The sequence below is a fragment of the Mesorhizobium sp. WSM4809 genome (assembly GCF_055811655.1).
This window is the reverse complement of the sequence record NZ_JBVVQW010000018.1, coordinates 57526-79445: the sequence shown is the minus strand read 5'-3', so window position 1 is coordinate 79445 and position 21920 is coordinate 57526. Positions and strand designations below refer to the sequence as shown.

At 56.7% G+C, this 21920-nt stretch carries 19 protein-coding genes and 3 pseudogenes; 20 read left to right on the top strand and 2 right to left on the bottom strand.

Going from position 1 to position 21920, the window contains the following annotated elements:
• Position 1: 1 nt before the first annotated feature.
• The 7 genes from AC0L24_RS28955 to AC0L24_RS28925 all read left to right on the top strand — a co-directional run bounded on the left by AC0L24_RS28955 (position 2) and on the right by AC0L24_RS28925 (position 7080).
• Positions 2-382: a hypothetical protein gene (locus AC0L24_RS28955; protein ID WP_473564543.1), complete on the top strand. Its 381-nt coding sequence runs from the start codon at positions 2-4 to the stop codon at positions 380-382.
• Positions 379-2472, top strand: a complete 2094-nt coding sequence (sctV, locus tag AC0L24_RS28950) for a type III secretion system export apparatus subunit SctV (protein WP_473564542.1) — start codon at positions 379-381, stop codon at positions 2470-2472. Before AC0L24_RS28955 ends, sctV begins: the two co-directional genes overlap by 4 nt.
• Before the next feature lie 11 nt (positions 2473-2483).
• Positions 2484-3842, top strand: a complete 1359-nt coding sequence (sctD, locus tag AC0L24_RS28945; protein WP_473564541.1) for a type III secretion system inner membrane ring subunit SctD — start codon at positions 2484-2486, stop codon at positions 3840-3842.
• Positions 3839-4093 (top strand): EscE/YscE/SsaE family type III secretion system needle protein co-chaperone, encoded by a 255-nt coding sequence (locus AC0L24_RS28940; protein WP_473564540.1) that lies wholly within the window; start codon positions 3839-3841, stop codon positions 4091-4093. Before sctD ends, AC0L24_RS28940 begins: the two co-directional genes overlap by 4 nt.
• Positions 4094-4095: 2 nt before the next feature.
• A complete protein-coding gene (locus tag AC0L24_RS28935) occupies positions 4096-4338 on the top strand; it encodes an EscF/YscF/HrpA family type III secretion system needle major subunit (RefSeq protein ID WP_473564539.1) in 243 nt (80 codons plus the stop codon).
• A 181-nt stretch (positions 4339-4519) separates the two neighbouring features.
• Entirely contained in the window at positions 4520-6280 is a 1761-nt protein-coding gene (locus AC0L24_RS28930) for an alpha,alpha-trehalose-phosphate synthase (UDP-forming) (protein ID WP_473564538.1), read from the top strand.
• A 443-nt stretch (positions 6281-6723) separates the two neighbouring features.
• A complete protein-coding gene (locus AC0L24_RS28925; RefSeq protein WP_473564537.1) occupies positions 6724-7080 on the top strand; it encodes a DDE-type integrase/transposase/recombinase in 357 nt (118 codons plus the stop codon).
• Here the strand turns inward: AC0L24_RS28925 and AC0L24_RS28920 are convergent.
• The gene (locus AC0L24_RS28920; RefSeq protein ID WP_473564583.1) at positions 7077-7427 is read right to left on the bottom strand and encodes a hypothetical protein; all 351 of its coding nucleotides are present in this window, start codon (positions 7425-7427) and stop codon (positions 7077-7079) included. The two genes, AC0L24_RS28925 and AC0L24_RS28920, sit on opposite strands and share 4 nt — an antisense overlap.
• On the opposite strand from AC0L24_RS28920, the pseudogene AC0L24_RS28915 reads away from it, so the two are divergent.
• Positions 7369-7681, top strand: a pseudogene (locus AC0L24_RS28915) (transposase). The gene AC0L24_RS28920 and the pseudogene AC0L24_RS28915 overlap by 59 nt on opposite strands.
• A gap of 556 nt (positions 7682-8237) precedes the next feature.
• Positions 8238-9554, top strand: a complete 1317-nt coding sequence (locus tag AC0L24_RS28910) for a hypothetical protein (protein ID WP_473564536.1) — start codon at positions 8238-8240, stop codon at positions 9552-9554.
• 80 nt (positions 9555-9634) lie between these two features.
• On the opposite strand, the pseudogene AC0L24_RS28905 reads toward AC0L24_RS28910, so the two are convergent.
• Positions 9635-10056: pseudogene (locus tag AC0L24_RS28905) on the bottom strand (IS110 family RNA-guided transposase); the annotation flags it as partial.
• Positions 10057-10141: 85 nt separating this feature from the next.
• Between AC0L24_RS28905 and tnpA the strand changes: the two are divergent.
• The 11 genes and pseudogenes from tnpA to AC0L24_RS28850 all read left to right on the top strand — a co-directional run bounded on the left by tnpA (position 10142) and on the right by AC0L24_RS28850 (position 21871).
• Positions 10142-10411 (top strand): IS66-like element accessory protein TnpA, encoded by a 270-nt coding sequence (gene tnpA, locus AC0L24_RS28900; RefSeq protein WP_473564535.1) that lies wholly within the window; start codon positions 10142-10144, stop codon positions 10409-10411.
• Positions 10412-10702: 291 nt separating this feature from the next.
• Positions 10703-11074 carry a hypothetical protein gene (locus AC0L24_RS28895; protein WP_473564534.1) on the top strand — a complete coding sequence of 124 codons (372 nt, stop codon included), beginning with the start codon at positions 10703-10705 and terminating at the stop codon, positions 11072-11074.
• A complete protein-coding gene (locus AC0L24_RS28890; protein ID WP_473564533.1) occupies positions 11047-11634 on the top strand; it encodes an AAA domain-containing protein in 588 nt (195 codons plus the stop codon). The genes AC0L24_RS28895 and AC0L24_RS28890 overlap by 28 nt, the downstream gene beginning before the upstream one ends.
• Positions 11635-11676: 42 nt before the next feature.
• A complete protein-coding gene (locus tag AC0L24_RS28885; protein ID WP_473564532.1) occupies positions 11677-12336 on the top strand; it encodes an AAA domain-containing protein in 660 nt (219 codons plus the stop codon).
• Between the two features lie 56 nt (positions 12337-12392).
• Entirely contained in the window at positions 12393-12656 is a 264-nt protein-coding gene (locus tag AC0L24_RS28880) for a hypothetical protein (RefSeq protein ID WP_473564531.1), read from the top strand.
• Between the two features lie 14 nt (positions 12657-12670).
• Positions 12671-12964 carry a hypothetical protein gene (locus tag AC0L24_RS28875; protein ID WP_473564530.1) on the top strand — a complete coding sequence of 98 codons (294 nt, stop codon included), beginning with the start codon at positions 12671-12673 and terminating at the stop codon, positions 12962-12964.
• 681 nt (positions 12965-13645) lie between these two features.
• Positions 13646-13807, top strand: coding sequence for a hypothetical protein (locus tag AC0L24_RS28870; protein ID WP_473564529.1), 162 nt, complete (start codon positions 13646-13648; stop codon positions 13805-13807).
• 318 nt (positions 13808-14125) lie between these two features.
• Complete coding sequence (locus tag AC0L24_RS28865) at positions 14126-15211, top strand: HlyD family secretion protein (protein ID WP_473564528.1); 1086 nt, start codon at positions 14126-14128, stop codon at positions 15209-15211.
• Between the two features lie 31 nt (positions 15212-15242).
• Complete coding sequence (locus AC0L24_RS28860) at positions 15243-17399, top strand: peptidase domain-containing ABC transporter (protein ID WP_473564527.1); 2157 nt, start codon at positions 15243-15245, stop codon at positions 17397-17399.
• A gap of 1006 nt (positions 17400-18405) precedes the next feature.
• The gene (locus AC0L24_RS28855) at positions 18406-18795 is read left to right on the top strand and encodes a hypothetical protein (protein ID WP_473564525.1); all 390 of its coding nucleotides are present in this window, start codon (positions 18406-18408) and stop codon (positions 18793-18795) included.
• Positions 18796-18894: 99 nt separating this feature from the next.
• A pseudogene (locus tag AC0L24_RS28850) lies at positions 18895-21871 on the top strand (Tn3 family transposase).
• Positions 21872-21920 lie beyond the last annotated feature (49 nt).

Sequence of the window (21920 nt, the reverse complement as noted above, 5' to 3'; positions counted from 1 at the left end):
GATGACGAAACCGTTTATCAGTCCCGACAAGCGCGATGCGCTATCGGTGCTAGCCTATCTCTATCTTAAGTTTGGCTTTCTTCACGATGCAGCCAAGCTCCTGCTCGCCCTCGAGCATCTCGACTCCGCATGGGGTTGGGCACGACATGCACGCTGCCTGGCATTGCTGCGAGCGGGCGACTGCGAAGAGGCCGCTGCCGAGGCTGGTCGGCTTCTTCTGCACGCGCTGAATGATGAGGAGCGATTCCGGATATTGCAGGTGCGGGTCAAGGCTTATTGGAAACTCGGTCTCAGTTCCGAGGCGAGAGCCTGTCAGCGAATGGTCACAATACTGCTGACACAGGCGGCCGTGCCGGGTGCATCGCGGGGAAGTACAGCGTGAATTTTCTCAACAAGGTCCTGGCAATCGCGACCGGCCGGAGCGACATTATTTTGGCGGGTCTATTGGTTGCGATCATCTTTATGATGATCCTTCCGCTGCCGGCGGTCCTTATGGATGTTCTGCAGGCCATCAATCTTGGGATTTCCGCGCTCCTGCTGATGGTGGCAGTCTATATTAAGTCACCCCTCGCGTTCGTCTCCTTTCCGTCTGTGCTTTTGCTGATGACGCTCTTTCGGTTGTCCCTCGGCATCGCCGCGACACGCATGATCTTACTGCACGCAGACGCCGGCCAGATCATAAAAACTTTCGGCGATTTCGTGGTAGCTGGGAATCTCGTTGTGGGCGCGGTTACTTTCTTGATTATCACAATCGTGCAGTTCGTGGTCATCACGAAGGGGTCCGAGCGCGTGGCTGAAGTCGCCGCACGCTTCTCGCTGGATGCGATGCCGGGCAAGCAAATCAGTATTGACGGCGACCTGCGTGCCGGCGGCATCGATATTCAGGAAGCCCATCGGCGCCGCATGGCCATCGAGCGCGAGAGCCAATTGTATGCCGCGATGGACGGCGCGATGAAGTTCATCAAAGGTGACGCAATCGCAGGCTTGATCAGCATTTTCGTCAACATCACAGGCGGCATTGCGATTGGTGCCCTCCAAAAGGGCATGGACTTGTACAAAGCGCTCGAGATTTACACCATCCTGACCATCGGCGACGGGCTCGTCGGTCAGATCCCGGCTCTCTTCACCTCAATCACGGCAGGCTTCATCGTCACGAGGATAAGCGATAAGGCTAAGGGCTCAGATCTCGGCAGTGAGATTGGAGACGAAGTCACAGCCCAGCCACGTGCCCTGATCGCAGGATCCTTCATCCTAATTCTGTTCTCTTTGGTGCCTGGCTTTCCTTCGGCGATTTTCGTGATCTTGGCAGCATTCGCTGGAGGCGGTGGCTGGTTGTTGCAGCGCAGGCGGCCGCTTTCAGTCCAGTCGAGTCCTTACTCCGTCTCGGGCGTCATGGCGCCCGTGAGGGCTTCGGACGGGCCGGCTGAAAGGAGCGGCGAAGTCGGCCATGCCCTCACGCTCACGGTTCCTCTGATGCTCGACATTGGTCGAGACTTTCAGAGCATCGTCCGGCCAGACTGGCTGAACAAGGAGTTGGATGCTGTGCGGCAGGCGCTCCTTCTCGATCTCGGCGTTCCCTTTCCAGGCATTAATCTGCGTGTCAGCGACAGCAATACGGATGGCGCGTACACAATCATGGTAAATGAAGTTCCATGTGGGGAAGGATCATTACGGGCGCAGCACCTTCTGGCTCGTGATATCCCCGAGAACCTCGAGCTTGTGGGCATTCCGTGTATTCTCGACAAGCCATTCCTGCCTCAGATCGAGACCACCTGGGTGGGCATCACTTATCGCGAGTCGTTGCAAGCCGCCAATATCCCATTTTTTGAACCGGTTCAGATCCTCAGCTACCACATTGGTCATGTCCTGCGCCGGCAAGCAGCTGAGTTTATTGGAATCCAGGAAACAAAAAATCTGCTGAATCAAGTGGAAGGATCTTTTCCCGAACTCGTAAAAGAGGTGTTGCGGACCGTTCCTCTGCAGACGATTTCTGAGATCTTGAAGCGATTGGTTTCCGAGGAGGTCTCGCTGCGCAACATGCGCGCTATCCTCACCGCGCTGGTCGAATGGGGACCCAAGGAGAAAGACACAGTTCTACTCACTGAGCATGTGCGCTGTGCATTGAAAAGGCAAATCTGTTTCCGGCATTCTGTCGGCAGGACCCTGTTGCCTGCCTACATTCTTACGCCGGAAGTGGAAGACACGCTGCGTAATGCCATTCGGCAGACTTCCGCCGGCAGTTATCTCGCCCTCGACCCTGGCATCACGCGGCAAATCATCAATAAGGTGCGCGATACGATCGGCAATGTCGGCCAGCAAACGCACAAGCCTGTGCTACTCACCTCTATCGACGTCCGCCGATACTTGCGCAAGATCATCGAAGTCGATTTCTACGGGCTACCCGTGCTCTCCTATCAGGAACTTACCCCGGATATCTCCGTACAGCCACTGGCAAGGATATCGCTGTCGTGAGAGGTGCCTACATGGAATATGTTGGTCTGGCGAGCGATGATGCCAAGCTGAGCCTGCGCGTGCTGTCCGGTCCCAACCGGGGTGCAGAGACCCCGCTCGAAGAAGGAATGTGGCTGATCGGTGCCAGCGATACCGACGACCTCACCTTCGCTGATCCGGAACTGGCTGCCACACATCTTCGCATTACCGTCGAGGCGGGACACATCCATATCATTGCCCTCGCACCGGGGGTTCGCATCGGGACCAAAGACCTCCCGGTAGGTAGCTTGACGGTGCTCGATCCGCTAACACCGGTAAAGGTGGGGCGGACGATCTTCGGGATCGGGCCGGCCGGGAGCAGCTTCCCCGAGGCGGACTCCATAGACCGGGAGTCGGACACTTCCGGGCCGCTAGCCCCTCCCGAACCGGCGGCGGCCATGATCGGCCGACTGATACATGTCATGGTAGGCTCGACGCCCGGTCGACTACGGCTCGGGGCACTAGCTTGCACTCTCCTGATCATGCCCGTCGCCGTGTTTTGGGCCGCCATATGGCGAGTTTCCCCGTCCGCCTCACAAGTGTCTCCAGCCACTGACCCTATGAGGATCGTGCGACAAATCATTCGCGAATTAAATGTCGCTCAAAACGTCGAGATTGCCCGGGTTGATGACAAGCTGGTCATCGAAGGAAATTTCCGACCTGTAGACGATGCTGAACTAGACGTCGCCCTGAACAACGCCGGCCTTGAGGCGGAAGTGATATCCAAACCACCGACCACTCCATCGGATTCGCAGCTCGTCGATCTCGTATCGACAGTCATAGGCGGCTTCGGGATCGAGGGTAGCGTCCGCTTAATCGGCGCCGGGGAGATAGCGATAACAGGATATGGACCAAGCGATGCGAAGGTCGAAGCAGCGCTTCATCGGCTGCGGCAGGACATCCCGGGGCTAACGGAAGTTGAAAACGCGATCGTGACACTCGACGGCGCTCGCGTTTTTTTAGAGACCGCGATGACGGCCCAACTGCGGCGCTCCATCGACATCTTGACGAAGGCAGACGGTGTGCTCGTTTCGGGGGCTCTGACTCCGCTTGCTTTTGAAGAGTGGCAGAAGGTCGCTTCTCGCTTTCGGGAGAAGTTCGCACCCTACATCCGGCTCGAGACGCAGTTCACGCCGGTCATATTGCCGGCGCTTAGAGGTGTACACCTAGGCCGAACGCCGTTCATCGTCGTTGAGAATGGAACGCGCCTGAAGATCGGCGACAATCTCGAGAGCTTGGGCCAGATCGTTGCTATAGACCGAGGCGGAATTTCAGTGCGCATCGGCGGAGATGAGATGCATGTTCCTTATAAGAGCAGGCCGAGTTGGATGGTGGAGGAGGAAAGAGGGTGAGCGAAGTCATAGCCATGTTTGAGTTACAGAGACAGCTGCTAAGGGATTTTGACGGTGCGAAGAAATCCGCCCTGGAAAGGGAATTCGACACCTGCCGGCAATCGGTCAAACGTGAAATGGATGCTGGCGTTTCGAGGCAGGAATTCGAAGTTTTGGCTGCCATAACTGATGCGATAGGCGCAGCTACAGAAGTGATCAATGCAATATGGATGATGTATCACGATAAAGAGATACCACTATCTTGGAGATAATCATGTCGCCTATTTCTGCCAATAACCTTTCCGTTAAAAGCATCAATTTTGCCCTCGGTAATGAAACTGCTGAAGCAGAACGAAGTCTGAACAGTTTCATGGCATCCATGGATGCGGACAACCCGGCCGATCTTATTCGACTTCAATCCCTCGCACAGCAATGGAACCTGCGTGTAAGTTTAGAATCGGATATCATCAAATTACTTTACGATGCCCTGAAGGGAGTTTCCCAGAAAATCAACTAAACATCCGGATAGATCGGAGGATCTTGACGCTTCCCAACTTCTCTCGCCTGGCGCTTGCAAGCAGTACTTTTGTTGAGGCCCTTTCAGACCGGCGCGGATTGCGCTGAACTATGCAGGGCGGGCGGGGTCAAGAGCCAAGACGCACAAGAGATCGGCAAGGCGCTTACGACGGACATGGAAGATGCTTAGAATAAATAACACTGTTCACGCGGCAGCCTCAGCCACGCAACACGCAGCCTTTGACCAGCATCTGCGCGAGGCAGCACAGCATTGTGCGCGAGAATCCCATGCAGATCCTTTCCATAGCCCTGGCTCTGCCCAGCAAGAGAACCATATCGGTGAGGCAACCCAGCGACCAAAGCTTGTCGTCATTTCGAACCGCGTTTCGACTTTTGACCCCGATCAACCCAAGACGGGCGGGCTAGCCGCGGCTCTCGAGCCCCTCGTGGAACGTTCCGGCGCCGTCTGGATGGGGTCCTCGGGCAACTTAGGCGATAACAATGAGCGCTCCTTGGACCTCGCGCAGCATGGCGAAGGCCATGTGGCGAAGCTCGATCTGCCGGCCGCGCACTATCCTGGTTACTACCAGGGTTTTGCGAACTCGACGCTGTGGCCGGCGTTGCACTCGCAGCCCGACCGGATCCAGGGCTCGGAAGAGCATTTTGAAAGCTATCGCGAGATCAACGCCTTCATGGCGCGCGCGCTATTCGACGCGCGCGCGCTATTCGACTTGAGGGATTCGGACGCGGTCTGGGTTCATGATTATCATTTCCTCCTGCTCGGCGTTGATGTGCATAAGCTCGGCATCGACTGGCCGATCGGCTTCTTCCTACATACGCCATGGCCGACGCCTGACATTATGGAGCGGGTGCCTAATCATCGCGAACTCGTGAAATCGATGCTCGGGTACGATCTACTCGGGTTTCAGACCAACTGGGACTTGGATAATTTCCTTGCGTATCTGCGTTCCCATCTGGGGCTGGAAAGCAAGGATGGCGTTGTGACCTCAGAGCGCGGCCGAACGCGATGTCAAAAATTTCCGATCGGTATCGATCCGAAGCAGTTCGCACAGCATGCTTCCGAGTCACTTACGAAACAGGACCCCTATATCTCGTCCTTGCAGAAGAAACTCAACGGCGCGAAGCTTGCAATCGGGGTCGACCGGCTCGACTACACGAAGGGTATCGAAGCCCGGGTCGAAGCCTTCGATCAGGTCTTGGCAACCAAGCCGCGCAGCATCGTGCTCCTGCAGATCGCCAACCCCTCCCGCACGGAAATTGAAGCGTATAAAAGTTATAAGCACAACGTTGAGAGCCTGGTCAAACGCGTCAATGACGAGCATGGCACGGACGAGTGGCGGCCGATCCTCTACGAGAATGATGCTTTCAGCCAGGCTCAGTTGGCAGGTCTCTATCGCGCCGCGCATATTTGCGTGGTAACGCCCCTGCGTGACGGCATGAATCTGGTAGCGAAAGAATATGTCGCTGCGCAAGATCCGGAAAATCCCGGCGTTTTGGTGCTGTCGAAGTTTGCGGGTGCGGCCGAAGACTTCAATCACAACGAAGCGCTGCTGGTGGATCCGAACCGCCCCGATGAGATCGCGACCGCGATTTCAAGAGCGGCCAACATGTCGCGCGAAGAGCGCATCCAACGCTGGCGGCCAATGATGGATAAAATTGAAGCATATACGATCCATGATTGGTCGGCGGACTTCGTTCGGGAATTGGACAAAAGCCGAGTCACGATGCCGGCGGACCACTTCCGATATCTCAGCTTCGGCTGGATCAACGAGGCGCAAATGCCCCGGTACCCAACCGCCGACGAGTTGGACCCCGCGCTGAACAGCACAGCCGAGTTGGACGCCGCGAGGAAGCGCGCAATGGATAGAAATTGGGTCCTGCCGCCGACGAGCGGTGCGGACCGTGTGTCATTTGGCACTTAATTTAGCGCTTCCTCAATTTGTGTGGTTCATCTGCTGTTCGCGACGCTATCGCTATGGGCGGGCGTGCGAACGAAATCGAAACGGTCGCCCAACCCAGGGCCAGAATTCTGGGTATCGCGCTCACGGATGATCACAGTTGCGTTGTTTCGTTGTTTCCGCTGCCGGACCGTAATTGCCGGGTGTGTTACAAAGTCTTCGGTTACCAGGCGCATGGCATGGCCTCTGGTGTTTCGCCGGAGAGTTCAGATGTTCAAGGGCCGCCATTTCGACATTCTGCTTTGCGTTCGCTGGTATCTGGCCTATGGCTTGAGCCTTCGAGATTTTGAAGAAAATGATGGCCGAGCGCGGCATCAGTATCGATCATTCGACGCTCCACCGCTAGGTCCTTCACTTCTCGCCCTTGCTGCTGTACGCTTTATCGGCGCAAGCGTGCCGTCGGCGAGATGGGCATATCGAGGAAACCTATAGCAAAGTTCGCGGTCGCTGTATGTATCTCTATCGCGGCCATCGACAGCGTCGGCGACACCATCGAGTTCTGGCTTAGCGAGCATCGTCATCGGCCGGCTAAACGCTTCCAGTGCAAGGCATTGCAGCGTCACCGCCGTCCCGAGCGCATCGTCATCGACAGTAGCCATACAAATCCGAGGCGATCCTTTCCTGTGACGCGGAAAGCCGCTGCGGGATCGGTCGCGGCGGCAGATCAAGCCGATCCGCATCCGAAGAGCCAGTATCTCAACAACCGCAGCGAGGAGTATCACCGGCGCGTCAAGTGTCGTGTGCGGCCTGTACTCGGTTTCTAATCAAGCGCTATCGCCACGCTGGGCGAGATCGATCCACATGATGCGAAACGACAGGCGAGTACGCCTCCAATCCAAATCCGCCCATCGCCGAGCAATTCGAAATCATTGCCGAACTGGGCATTGTCAGGGCGACCGGTCTGGTCGGAATCGTCAGTCTTGCCGCCATAGTGCGCGACGACAGTGACCTGAGATTGCCGGGTGCAGCACGAATGGCTTTGGAAGAGCTCGTCGAGCAAATCGAGACCGTGGGCACGCATTGAAAGGCTCGATCGAATAATCCTTGAAGCGGTGAGAAAAGACGACAGCGCTCGACGCCTGACGGCGATTCCCGGCGTGGGGCCGATCATTGCCGCGACCGTTCGAGCAGTTGTACCGGATCCCGCTGGCTTCCGAACCGGTCGAGATTTCGCTGCCTGGATTGGGTTGACTCCACGCGCGCGGAGGAAAAGAACGGATAGGTTCGATCTCAAAGCGCGGAAACCAGCAACTGCGAACGCTGCTTGTCGCTGGAGCGACGCTTGTGATGACCCAACGGGACGACATCCCGAAGCAAATCAGACCGCAAAATCGCAAGCGCGTTACAGCGCGAGAAGCTGATTAGGCGATTTGCTCCGCGGATCTCATCGTGGCCATGGCTGAAAGGCCAGAAAACAGGCCGGACATATGACCGCACCGTCCGCGCCGCTGACCCAATACCAAAATGGAACAGAACGACCAATATTATTTGGATGATATACATCGGCCTGCATGATGGGATTGGATCATCTGAGATGCGGAGGGCGAATATGCACTCACGTTCAGTGCGCATATTCAGAAAGTATGGACGCATATCACTTTTGTATTTGCGCTCGAAACTCTATTGAACAACATTGGCAGTGAGAACACGATGTTTCACTGCGTGCCAAGTCGGTCGGCGAAATCCTTTTCGACGTGGGCTGCCTGCGCAGCGCAGCAGTGGGTCACTAAGTCAACCAGAACTGCAAGAATGCAAGCTTCTGTACGAGTATTCATTGTGCTGTGGGGCAGTCACAAGTCGAGATATGATAATGCCGAATGAACATAGTTTTGCGACAGGCCACCAGATGTTTATTCTATCGGCTAGTGCATTAAATTCTTTAAACAGATGACCGCTGATCGAGCCACATAAGGAGACTTCGATGATCGACAATCTGCCAAATGCCATGCTGACAGAGGTATTCAGGCGGGTTGCCAATCATGACGACCCGGTCGCAGGTTTCTATGACATCAATGCAGTGCGCAGCACCAATCGGACGTTCCGAGCAGTTATTGAGAGCGATCCGACAATTCGGTCTGAATTCAGAGCGCTTGAGCAGGAAACACGAGTCGCTCGTGCCGAAAATGCCAGGATCGAGGCGGGTAATCCAGCTGCGACTAGAACTGCAGATGACATCATCATCTTTCATGGCCTGACCAATCCGGTCACCCAGGACATCATCAAGCTGACAGAGGCATTCACGCGGGTAGCCGATTATGCCGACCGGGCCGCAGCTTTTTATGAAATCAACGCGTTGCTCAGCACCAATCTAGGGTTCCGAGCAGTTATTGAGAGCGATCCGGCAATTCAGTCTGAATTCACAAAGCTTGAGCGGGAAACACTACCCGCTCGTTTCGCAAATGCCAAGACCGACGCGGGTAATCGAGCTGCGACTAGAACAGCAAATGACATCATCACCTATCATGGCCTGACCAATCCGTACACGCAGGACATCATCAAAGGGCAAGCCGCGAAGCGCGACATCAGGGCCAATCCCGACATGGTTGCCCGTACCGCCATCGAGCGCAATGGCGTGACCGACCCGGGCACGCAGAACCAGATCAAACAGCTGGCCGCTAATCGCGACATCAACGCAGGCATGGTTGCTCGTACCGCCATCGAGCGCAATGACGTCGACAATCCGGGGCTGCGGAACAAGATCAAACAGTTGATTGCGGAGCGCGACCTTAAGGCTAATCCCGACATGGTTGCTCGTACCGTCATCGAGCGAAACAACGTGGACGATCTGGACTTGCAGGACTATATCAAATTGCGAGCTGCGGAGCGCGACATCGGCGCAGGCATGGTTGCTCATACCGCCATCGAGCGCAATAGCGTGACCAATCCGCACAAGCAGAACCAGATCAAAGAGCTTGCCGCTAAGCGCGACATCGACGCAGGCATGGTTGCTCATACTGTTATCGAGCGCAATAGCTTGACCAATCCGCACAAGCAGAACCAGATTAAAGAGCTTGCCGCTAAGCGCGACGTCGACGCAGGAATGGTTGCCCCTACCGCCATCCAGCGCAATGACGTGACCGATCCGGGCACGCAGGACGTCATCAAACATAGAGCCGCAAAGCGTGACATCGACGCAGGCATGTTTGCTCACACCGCCATCGAGCGCAATGACGTGAACAATCCGAACAGTCGGTACTGGATCAGGCAGGGCGGCTTAAAAGCCTATAGGCTCTGGTGACCGTTCTCGTCAAAGGGTTCCGTAGCAAAATTGTCGTCTGGCAATAGAATTCGGGGAACGACCGAGCCTCACGCGGCGGTGAGGTGAGTTCTCAGGGCATTGATTGCTTGAGTGCGCTGACGGATGAGCAAATCTCGTGTTTTGAGCACCATTCCGGCAGCCTGCTCGTCCTGCGTTTTTGCCGGCACGTAGCGCATGGTCGGCCGGGTGACTGCCTCGCAAATAGCTTCGGCGTCTGCGGCGTCAGTTTTGTTGCGCTTCACGTAGGCCTTCACGTATGCGGGTGGCGTCATCCGAACCGTATGCCCCAGAGCCTGAATTCCCGAGCCCAATAATGCGCGCTGCCACAGGCTTGCATCCCTACGAGGCAAGGCTGCAGTGTGCGAAAGAAGTCCAGCACCTGCGATCGACGCAGTGCGCGACGTACGATCACGTCTCCCTCTTCGGCTATGCCATGAACCTGAAAACCGGATTTGGCCAGATCGAGCCCGACTGTGGTAATCTTCTTCGTATCCCTCCGGTGACGGCCGCCTTGCGGGCTAAGGGCGAACGTCGGAAGTCCTAGGGATAATCCAAGGAGTAGCCCTATGACGATGCCGCGGGTGGAGGTGATCACGTCGGTGGAGAGACGCCGGCGGTGGTCGCGTGAGGAGAAGGAGCGCCTGGTCGCGGCCTCGCTTGAGCCTGGCGTGTCAGTGTCGAAAGTGGCGCGATCGGCGGGCATTCACGTCAGCCAGCTCTTTCGATGGCGCAAGGACCTGTGTGATCGGGTGGATGCGGGTTCATCGCAATTGGTCCCGGTCGAGATGTTCCTGCGGTTGCCATGCCGCCCGCCGTTGAGGCTACAACCGGGTTGACTGCATCTCCACGCAGCTGCTCCGCGACTGGTTAATAGCCGAGGTGCGTCCCCCGAACATGGAATGGCGGGATCGAGGAGGGGCGGACGAAGGCGCCGGCTGTAATCTCGGGAGAGTTGCTGCCGAGCAAGCAGCCGCGGACGAATTGCGAGAAAGGCTGCAGCCAGTTCGTGCGCAACTAGGGGATCGGCTGGCCGATTTGCTGTTTGATCTGAGCTACTTCCACCCGCGAGAAAGAAGCCGGCCTGGTGGTCGATCTTTGACAAGATAGGGAGAGAGGCGGATGAACTGGTGGATGATCTCGACTGCCTCGGCGGGCTGGAAGCTGTTTCGGCAACCTCCGTTGCCGGCAGCTACTGGCAGCGCACCTATGAGTTTCCCGCACAGGAGACGAAGATCGATGTGGGAGATTGCCATATTGAGGTGGACGGCCTGCCGTCTTCCGCGAAGCTGATCGAGATCGATAGCAATCGCGCGGTCGTGCAGTTTTCAAAGAACCGCTACGATGATGCACCCGAATCGACGTGCCTGGTTCCTGCAGGACCGCTGGATACCCGGACTTTCGAAGGCGCCATTCGAAGCGCGGTGGCCTCAATCGTTCGGGATGATCGGCAGTCCCGGCAATCCTGGATTTCTTGCAGCGCTGCAGACCTCGCTTTCTGAGCCATGTTAGACAGCCGAACATCATCGATCCGTCTTCAGATGTCGTTCCGGAAGTCATCACCGCAGTCGGTGACCTCGATCGCAGTACAGTGGCCGTCCAAGGACCACCAGGCACTGGAAAGACTTACGTCAGTTCATGCGCTATCCTGGATTTGGTCAAGCGAGGGAAGCGGATTGCAGTCGCCTCCAACGGCCACAAAGCCATCGACAATCTGCTGTGTGCAGTGGTCAATAGAGCCAACGAAGCCGGCACATCGGTCGCCATAGCAAAGAAGGGGGGAGTGGCTTCGACGATCCGTATGGCTCCATCTACGTCACGTCCAAAAATGGACAGTCAGTTGATCACGGCCTCAGTGGTGGGCGGGACGGCTTGGCTGCTCTCGAGGCCAGAATTCCAACAGGCTTTCGACTATCTGTTTGTCGACGAGGCTGGCCAGGTTTCGGTGGCGAACATCGTTGCGATGGGCACCTGCGCCAAAAACATCGTGCTGGTTGGCGATCCTATGCAGTTGCCTCAGCCGATTCAGGGTGCGCATCCTGGAGAAAGTGGGCTGTCGTAGCTCGAGTATCTGCTCGCCGGGCATACCACTGTTCCGGCCGACATGGGCATTTTCTTGCCAATATCACGCCGCATGCATACCGGCGTGTGCCGGTTCATCTCCGAGATCATTTATGAGAGCCGGCTCGCCTCAGATGAAGGTGCCGCCAGACAAGCGATCATCTCAGATGCCAATCGATCCTCAGGTGTTCACTTTGTGGAAGTTCAGCACACTCGTAACAGACAGGTCGCTGTCGAGGAAATCGATGCTATCCGCCGCGAAATGGATCGCCTCATCGGAGTCAGGTTCCGCGATCGTGATGGCAAAGAAAGAAGCCTGACGCCTCAAGACATCCTGATCGTTGCGCCTTACAACGCGCATGTGAACGCCCTGAGAAGATCGCTTCCTCCTGGTTCCCGGATCGGAACCGTCGACAAGTTCCAAGGGCAGGAAGCTCCTGTCTGCATGGTATCCATGACCACTTCGTCGGCGGATGAAATCCCGCGCGGGGTCGATTTCCTCTTCAGCCTCAATCGGATCAACGTCGCAGTGTCGCGGGCGCAGGTGCTTGCCTTGGTTTTTGCGAATCCACGGCTCCTGGATGTCCCTTGCAACAACGTTCACGAGATGCGGCTCGTAAGCATGCTTTGCGCCCTGCGGGAATACAGCGGGAGTCAGATGGATTCAGGCCCCCCAGTTACTTCGAAAGAGCGAGCGGCATGACAGGAAATGGCACCCCCCTCTCCTTCCCCAGGGGACCAAGGAGGGAGGAGAGATCAATGTATACGCGCCATGCAGAAACCCGCTGCCAGCAGCGGGGGATCAGGCCGGAAGTCATCGACGCAATCCTCGCCTATGGGCGCCGCAAGCGGCGCTTTGGTGCCGACGTATATTTCATGGACGGCAAGGCTCGATCTCGCGCCACGGCCGAGCTCGGGCGGAGCTATGCTAAGGTGTCCGACCGCCTCAACACTTATCTTGTCATGAGCGATGATGGTCAGATGATTACCGCGGGAAAGCGATTGGGCCGGCTGAAATTCTGAATGGGATTTTGTAGATGAACCCGCAGCCCGCGTCCGAAATTCTCCCGCGCCTTTACGAACGTGACATCGACGTGTTGTTGCAGGAGGAACTTCTATTCAACTCGGGCGTCCAAACTCTATTCACACGTGCGCTGGATTTGTATGGTTTCGTGCGATTTGTCGATTGCCGCCTATCGGTGTTTGACGTATCCGGTGAAACTGATGTGCTGACGGCAATTGAGATAGACGGGCAAAAAGGGGTTTGTCGCTTGGCAGTTAATTACGAGAATCGCTTGTCCACGATTTCAGTTAGTTATCTTTGCACTTAATTTCAGAACGTGCACTTTATTTGATAATCAAACCCAGCCATTGGCATTAAAGTGAGAAGCAGTGTCGGCGACTTAACGGCATCGAATTTACCTAAGACGGCGCATGAAATTCAAAGGATTCATGACCTTCACGCCGATGCGATTGCCGTTAAATTGAGAATCTGAGCCACCCCCCTTTCTTGCAATTAACTGCCAACCCTAACTGAAACGATCGCATTCTTACGATTAACTGCCAAGCGACAAGAGGCATCCTCAACTTCTGGCGGGTAGCTTCTCTGGTTATTGTTTGGAGCTTTTAGTGCCGCAGTTTTAATCGCTGGCATTCTAGAACCAACGAGGAAAAGGTCATAGGCCTATTACTGATCACTAGCTGGGCCAGGGAACAATATCTTACTTCCCCTGACGTATCCATCTACACTGGAGAGTGCATCCTTTCCAGACGGCCAGAACGATCTTTGGTCACCTATAGGCTGTTGTCGGTTTTGTCGAGTTCGTGACACTGTGTTGTCGCCCCGGTGTGCCGCCGCGCTCCGAACTAAGCCGTTGAATTCAAAAATGCATGAGCGCTGTTTTGCGGTTTCCTGTGCAGTTGGCACGACTCTTGATGTTCTCGTTGTGCGGCGGCACACGCCGCTGACCGTGCCCATCCTCTTATTTTGAGCTCTAAGAAAGGAGAGAACAATGAAGGCGGAAATGTCAGCTTATGGTGTGACCGAATTGGCTCCCGAAGAAGCATCGACAATTGCGGGAGGGATGTTTTGGATAGCTTTCGGGATTTTGGGGACGTTAGGCCTTGCACTTGTTAGTATAGGCGCAAAAATCCTCGATGAAATAATCCACTGATACACCCTCATCTTTGATGATTTAGGAAAGCAAGGCAATGAAGTCAAACCTGTCGTCTTATGATGTGACCGAATTGACTCCTGAAGAGGCCTCTGCAATTTCAGGAGGCCTCTGGCAAGTAATTTGGGCAGCTGTTACGCTAATAGCCTTTGTAGCTGCGAGTGTAGGGGAAGCGATAGTACGTCAGAGATATACGGATAGAACATAAGTGCCAACCCAAATATGCCTCATACTGAACATAGATCAGCAGTTCCCCTTTCTTCTGAAATGGCCTGCTACACCGCAGAGAGCATCCTCTCTCGCCGATCAGGGCGATCTTTGGCCATATACAAGGTAGTTGTGCTCTCTGTGGTTGCGGCATTGTTATCGCTGCCATTTATCACCATATCGGTGTCCGTCCAAAGTGCCGGTATCATTCGACCCACCGTCGAGAAGACGCCCTTGGTCGCGCCCGTCTCCGGACGCATCTCCCGCATCCTTGCCGCTGAAAACGATCTGGTTGCTCAGGGGCAAGAGATCCTCGCCCTCGATGATGGGGTTGTTGAGGAAAAGCTCAGGGCGCTTACAGGCGATATTCGCGCAAAGAGCGATTTTGCCAGTGACCTCGAAACCCTGATCTCCTCCGGCACGCAAGCCAAGGACCCGATCCGCCTCTTGACCGAGTTCGCCACGGCCGAGCGCGCCCATTTCCTCAACCTTGTGCGGGAGAACCAATATGCCCGCGGTAATGCGGCTGCGGAACTTGAGCGTGCTAAGCGACTGCTCTCCGCTGCCGTAGCACCGGCAAAGGCCGTTGAGGAAAAAACCTTCGCACTTCACAACGTTGAGATCCAGGGCGAAATCCTCGCCCGGCGCAAATTCGCCGAATGGAACCAGCAGCTGTTCGACGTTAACCTGCGCCTCGAGGAACTCACGGCCGCCTTGCATCAGCTTGAGAGCGAACGGGACCTGACTCTCATTCGAGCCCCCGTATCAGGCGCTCTCGAGCAATTCTCGGGCCTCACTTCCAGCAGCTACGTCCAGGCCGGGCAAACCGTCGCTTGGGTTTCGCCGGATGGTGAACTGGTGGCGGAAATCTTCGTTTCCCCCAACGACATCGGCTTTGTGCGCCCCGGCCAGTCGGTGCGTCTCCAAGTGGATGCCTTCAACTACAATCAATGGGGTGTCATTGACGCGACGGTGCTCGACGTGGCGCACGACTTCACCCTGCACCACGGGACCCCGGCCTTCAAGGTCCGCTGCGCGCTCTCTCGCCGCCATCTCGCCCTCAAGCACGGGGTCATCGGTAACCTGAAGAAAGGCATGACCGTACGGGCCCGCTTCCTCCTGGGCGACCGCACTGTCCTGGAACTCCTGCACAACGAGGTCGACGATTGGCTCAACCCGCTCCTGGCGAGCCACTGATTCTCCATTTCCAAACAGCCAGCGAGCCACCATGTCGAGCAAAGTCATCAAGTTCAAGCAGCGCGACATCACGGATTGCGGGGCGACCTGCCTTGCTTCTGTCGCGGCCTTCTATGGGTACAAGCTGCCATTGCCGCGGATCCGGCAGTATGCCTCGACCGGACGCTCCGGCACGACGGTGATGGGGCTCATGGAAGCGGCCCGGAAGCTGGGCTTTATTGCCAAGGGGGTGAAGGGTGGCTTCGACAGCCTATACAAGATCCCCAAGCCCGCCATCGCGCACGTAGTCGTCAGCGAGATCATGCATCATTTCGTCGTAGTCCAGGCGATCAACGCCAGGTGGGTCATCGTCATGGACCCAGCCTATGGTGAAATCCGCAAGCTGGCGCACGAGGATTTCAAAAAGCAATGGACTGGCGCCCTGGTGCTCCTGGTTCCCGCAGACACCTTCAAGCGCCGCGACGAGACCACCTCACCCCTAGGTCGTTTCGCGCGTCTGCTTGCGCCACACAAGGCGGCGATGGCGCAGGCTCTCGCGGGGGCGCTGGTGACGACGATCCTTGGCCTCTCGACGGCCATTTACGTTCAGAAGATCGTCGACCATGTGATTACAGCGGGCAACCGCAATCTGCTCAACCTGATGAGCGTCGCCATGCTGCTGATCTTGGTTGTACAGGTGTTAATCAATCTCCTCAGAAACCGGCTCGTCCTGCAAACGGGGCAGAAGATCGACGTCCACCTGATCCTCGGCTATTACAATCACATCCTAAGCCTGCCTCAGAAGTTCTTCGACAGCATGCGCATGGGCGAAATCATTTCCCGCATGAATGACGCGGTGAAGATCAGGAGCCTCCTGAACGACGTCTCGATCAACATGTTCGTTGACGTGCTAACGGTACTGTTCTCGTTAGGGCTGATGTTCATCTACTCGTGGAAGATCGCCTTGGTCGTGGCGGTCTCCATCCCTTTGTACCTCTCGGTCTATTGGATCATCAACCGGCTGAATAGGAATCGTCAGCGCGCCGTAATGGAGAACGCTGCCGAATTAGAGACACAACTGGTGGAATCACTCGGAGCTGTCTCCACAATCAAGATCTCCGGCATGGAGAGCTTCGCCAACTTCAAGGTGGAGACCCGCTTCATCAAGATGCTGCACTCCGTCTACAGCTCCGGCCTCATCTCGATCTTCGGAGACAGCACCTCGACATTCCTCGCAACTTTATTCACCATCGTGCTGATGTGGTTCGGAACGACACTTGCCCTCGATCAAACCGTCACGCCTGGCGAATTACTCTCCTGCTATACCTTGCTGGGCTATATCACCCGGCCGATTGCCAGTCTGATCCAGACCAACCGGATCGTTCAGGATGCTTTTGTCGCAGCGGATCGCCTGTTCGAGATCTTCGACCTGGAGCCGGAAAGCAGTGGCGGCATCGATGCCGACAAATCCGACATTGGCGACATCCACCTGGAGAAGGTCACGTTCCGCTATGGTAGCCAGCTCAAGCTTTTCCAGGATCTTAGCGTCACCTTCCGCCGGGGGGAAATGACAGCGGTGGTGGGGGAGAGCGGCTCGGGCAAGAGCACCCTTGCGGGGCTGCTGCAGAATGTCTACCCGCTTGAGGGTGGACACATCCGGATCGGCCGTTATGCCCTCGAGGATCTGTCGACCGTATCCCTGCGCAAGGTTGTCGCTGCAGTGCCGCAATCGATCGACGTGTTCTCAGGCTCGGTGATCGACAACATCGCCCTTGGCGAGTTCGAGCCGGACATCGAAAAGATCCTCCAAATCTGCGATCAAACAGGGCTGCGGGAGGTGATCGAGCGCTGGCCCGGTGGCTTCCAGGCCTATCTAGGCGAAAACGGCGTACGCCTCTCCGGGGGCGAGAAGCAGCGCCTTTCGTTGGCTCGGGCTCTGTACCGGGATCCGGAGATCCTGATCCTCGACGAAGCAACCTCCTCTCTCGACTCGGTCGCCGAGGCGTTTGTCCTGCGAGTGGTTGAGGATCTGCGTCGGGGCGGCAAGACCATCGTCATCATCTCTCATCGACTCAGCACCATCCGTTGCGCCGACAAAATAGTGGTCTTGGAAAAGGGGCGGGTTGTTGCGGAGGGGAGGCATGCTGATCTGCTGACAGCTGAAGGCGCTTACGCCCGCTTGTGGCGGGCGCAAACCGGATCCAGCTAAACAGCTTCAGGTGAGGGGCACGTCAGAATTTTGGGGCAGTGGGGCATAGAACAGCAGCGGCGAATGTATATCGCCGTCGCTTAGTTTCAACCTCGTGGGTGCCGCGGTCCGATCCGTCGACGAGTTAGACAGCGATAGGCATCGTATTGCGGATGTCCTCGCAGTGTTGGACGAGTACCAATCAACCGGAAGGCTCAACCGACGACGGAAGCCGGCTTTTAGCTCGAAGAGGGCCACGCAGCTCTCAAAGCTAACCCCGAGGGAGATCTACTGGATCGCCCCCGATCGGGCTGCGCAACCCCAACCAGCTGACGCCCGACCGGGCGCTTAGGCCTTTTTTGCGTCGGAAGCTCGGCAAGAATGTCGGAAGACCGACCAAAAAGCGTATGGGCGAGGCCGCCGGTATGGAGAAAACGGTGCAGTAGACAGCGCGCCAGCTCGGCATGCGTTTTGCTACGATTCTGCAGTCACCGGGCGGACGCAATGGCGGATCACTGATTGTCTCGCATGGGTGCGTTCGTGACGACGAGTTTCTTGCGCAAGTGCCATCAAAGGTCGTCTCCGCCGGTAGAGACAGTGGAGGTGAGACAGAACTGTGTGGAGGGCATGCTGATAGGCGTACGTGCACAGCCGGATTCCCGATCAGTCCAACTGCCGGCCTTTACATCATGAGCTTCTCAGAAACCGAAGAGCGCTCAAAGCCGTGACCTTCTGACCGAACATTTGCGACAGAACCCGAGATCGACACCCGGGGACACAAAGGAGAATTATCTGATGCAGCGACTGTTTTTGACATATTTGGCGCTTTGTGGGCTGACGGAGAGCGCTACCGCTGCCGATGTTCCGGTGATCGCCGATCCGGCAATTGTAGCCGGGGCAGCGGACCCAGTTTTTTCGTTCGAGGCTGGGCTACGCAACTGGTACAGTACCGGGCGAAGCATGGAAGGACCTTTACGACGATAGTCGCACACTGCTGATCTCTCGGCTCACTTACGACCATCTCGATGTGCATTCGAGCGAAGTCTTCTTCAACGCAACCCACAATCCGACCGGCATTTTCATCAAGGGCCTCCTCGGTGCGGGCGGATTCAGCGAGGGCTCTCTCGTCGACGAGGATTTCCCGCCAACAGTCGAACCTTATTCGAATACGTCGAGTGATCAGCGCGGCGGCGACATCACCTATTTCACCACTGATCTGGGATACTATTTCTGGAACACGCCGCGCTACCGCATCGGTGCTTTGGTCGGCTATAACTTCTGGAACGAGCGCTACAACGCTGTCGGTTGCGCGCAGCAGGCGGCTATCTCGCAGATATGCGCGCCAGCTTTGCCGACCAATGTCGGGGTCAGAACAAGAGCTGCTCAGAATCTTGCGCGAAGGTCGAACGGAGAGTGAACGCCCGGATGTTCGCTGTGGATACGCCATTTGCCTCCTGTACCGTTAGGCCGCTTTGGACAGAGGCTTTGCCACGACCGTTCTGGAGTGGAGTGGAAAGTGGCCCGACGAGCGCTTCTCAAAGAACACGAGCGAAAGACGCTATTCGACATTCCAGTCGATGAAGACAGTCTGATCCGCCACTATTCTCTTTCGCCGGCCGATTTGCTGGAAATCCAGCTACGGCGCCGTGAACACAATCAGCTCGGCTTTGCGATCCAACTTTGCCTGATGCGCTACCCCTGCCGGCCACTGTTGCCTAACGAAGTTCCACCGAAAGCGATGCTCGACTATGTTGCCGGGCAAATAGGTGCAAGCTCGACCGCATTCAGGTTGTATGCCCGTCGTGAGGAAACCCGCAGCAATCACATTGCTCACCTCCTGGGTTATCTGCAGAAGCGAAACGCAACAGCCGAAGATCGGCGTGCCGCATTGCTGTCGGCAATCGAAATGGCCTCAACAACAGACACGGGTGCTTCGATAGCTGGCGCCATTGTAGCGGAGCTCCGCAATCGAAATTCGCTACTCCCGGCAGCCAACATCATTGAGCGGATGGGGATCGCGGCGCGGGCCATTTCCCGGCGACGGGCAGAGAGGGCGCTGATCGAAGCGATACCAGCTGATCGGCTTGCATCATTGGACGGGCTGTTGGAGGTTGACCCGACGATCGGTCAAACGCGGTTTCATTGGTTGAGATCAGCGCCAGAAGCGCCTGGCGGGTCGAACCTGGTCGGACTGACCGAGCGCATCACGTTTCTGCGGACGCTGGAGATCGACCCCGCACTACGGATCCGCGTTTCTTCGGGACGTTGGGATCAGATGGTCCGCGAAGGCAATGCCACGCCAGCATGGCTGGCCAACGACTTCAACGCCAGTCGCCGTCACGCTTTGATCGTGGCTCAAGTCATCAAACTCGGCCAGAAGCTTACCGATGATGCCGTGACGATGTTTATCAAGTTGATGGGGAGGCTGTTCTCGCAAGCCAACAGCCGCAAGAAGCAGCGGCACATGGACCGTCGGCCGGACGCCACCAAGGCGCTACGGATGTTCCTCGACACCATCACAGCGCTGCAATCGGCGAACGATTATGGCCGGAATGCACCTGGAGGTTCTCGACCAGAAAGTTGGCTGGCATCGACTGCTTCGGATGAAGCCGGAGCTCGAGTCCTTGGTCGAGGTCAGCGAGGCATCACCCTTGACCGTGGCGGCCGAACAATATCCGACCGTCAACAAGTACGCTGGCGTCTTCCTGCAGGCATTCACGTTCCGCTCGGCGCGCCGCTACGACCCGCTTCTTGCAGCGGTCGGGGTGCTGAAGCGGCTCTATTCGGAGAAGCGTCGGACATTGCCGGAGACCGTCCCAGTCACTCACCTCAGCCAGACAGATCGGAAACTGATATTCGGGCAGGATAAGCCCGATCGCCGCCTATATGAGATTGCGACGTTGGCGGCATTGCGAGACAGGCTTCGATCCGCTGACATCTGGGTCGACGGCAGCCGATCCTTCCGGCCGATCGACGAGCATTTGATGCCACGATCAACGTTCATCACAATGAAGGAGCAGGATCGTCTCGGACTGGGCGTGCAAGGTGATGCCGCCGTGTGGCTAACGGAAGCGCGGCAGATGCTCGACTTCAACCTGAAGCGGCTGGCGCACAGAACGCGTTCCGGAAAGCTTGAAGGTGTTCGTCTTGAAGGGGGAACGTTGATCGTCACGCCGAATGCCGGTGAGGTGCCGGCGGCGGCCGAAGAATTGAACGCCGAGATCAGCGAGCTCTATCCGTTGGTCGAAGTACCGGATCTCCTGCGAGAGGTGCACGAGTGGACCGGATTTGCGGACTGCTTCACGCATGTTCGAACGGGCGACAGTCCTAGGAATGTCTCGGCCATGCTGGCGGGAGTCCTAGCGGATGCGACCAACCTTGGGCCGAAGCGAATGGCGAGCGCGTCCAAGGGCATCAGCGCTCACCAGATCGGCTGGATGCGTACATTCCATGCCCGGTCAGAGACCTATCGCGCGGCGCAAGTGGGCGTGACAGACGCGCATGCCCGGCACCCGCATTCTCGGCTCTGGGGCGACGGAACGACCTCGTCGTCGGATGGCCAATTCTTCCGCGCAAGCGACAGAGCCGCAAAGCGCGGCGACATCAACTTGCACTACGGCAGTGAGCCCGGTTCCAAGTTCTACAGCCACCTGTCCGATCAATACGGCTATTTCAGCATACTTCCCATCAGCCCGACTGAGAGCGAAGCCGCCTACGTGCTCGATGGACTGTTCGACCAGGACACGGTTCTCGATATCCAAGAACATTTTACCGACACCGGTGGCGCAAGCGATCACGTTTTCGGGCTGTTCGCCCTAATCGGCAAACGCTTCGCACCTCGGCTGCGCAATCTCAAAGACCGGAAGTTCCACACGTTCGAGAAAGGGGATGCATATCCCGCGCTCGCCAATCATATCGGTGCTCCGATCAACTCCACCCTGATAGTCGACCACTGGGACGATCTTCTTCACCTGGCGGCGTCGATCACCACGCGATCTGTCGTGCCGTCGACGATACTGAAGAAGCTCTCGGCATCGCCAAAGGAGAGTCAACTCGCAAGGGCGCTGCGGGAACTCGGCCGCATCGAGCGTTCCCTCTTCATGATTGAATGGTACTCAAGCCCGGCACTGCGCCGTCGCTGTCAAGCTGGCCTCAACAAGGGCGAGGCGGCACACAAACTCAAGCGCGCCGTGTTCTTCCATGAGCGAGGCGAGATCCGCGATCGGTCATTCGAAAGCCAGGCGTTCCGCGCATCCGGCCTCAATCTCGTTGTCAGCGCGATCGTGCATTGGAATACGGTTTACATAGAGCGGGCCGTCACCCACTTGCGCAGTGCACGTCGCGAGATTCCGGATCATCTGCTTAAGCACGTCTCGCCGTTGAGTTGGGAGCACATCAACCTGACCGGCATCTACACCTGGGACGCAGAGCATCAAATGCCAGAAGGCTTCCGATCGCTCAGACTGCCTAACCCAATCCGTCGAGCAGCATAGAGTTCCCGATCCGTTCGCCCTTAACGCAAGATTTTGAACAGCTCTTGTC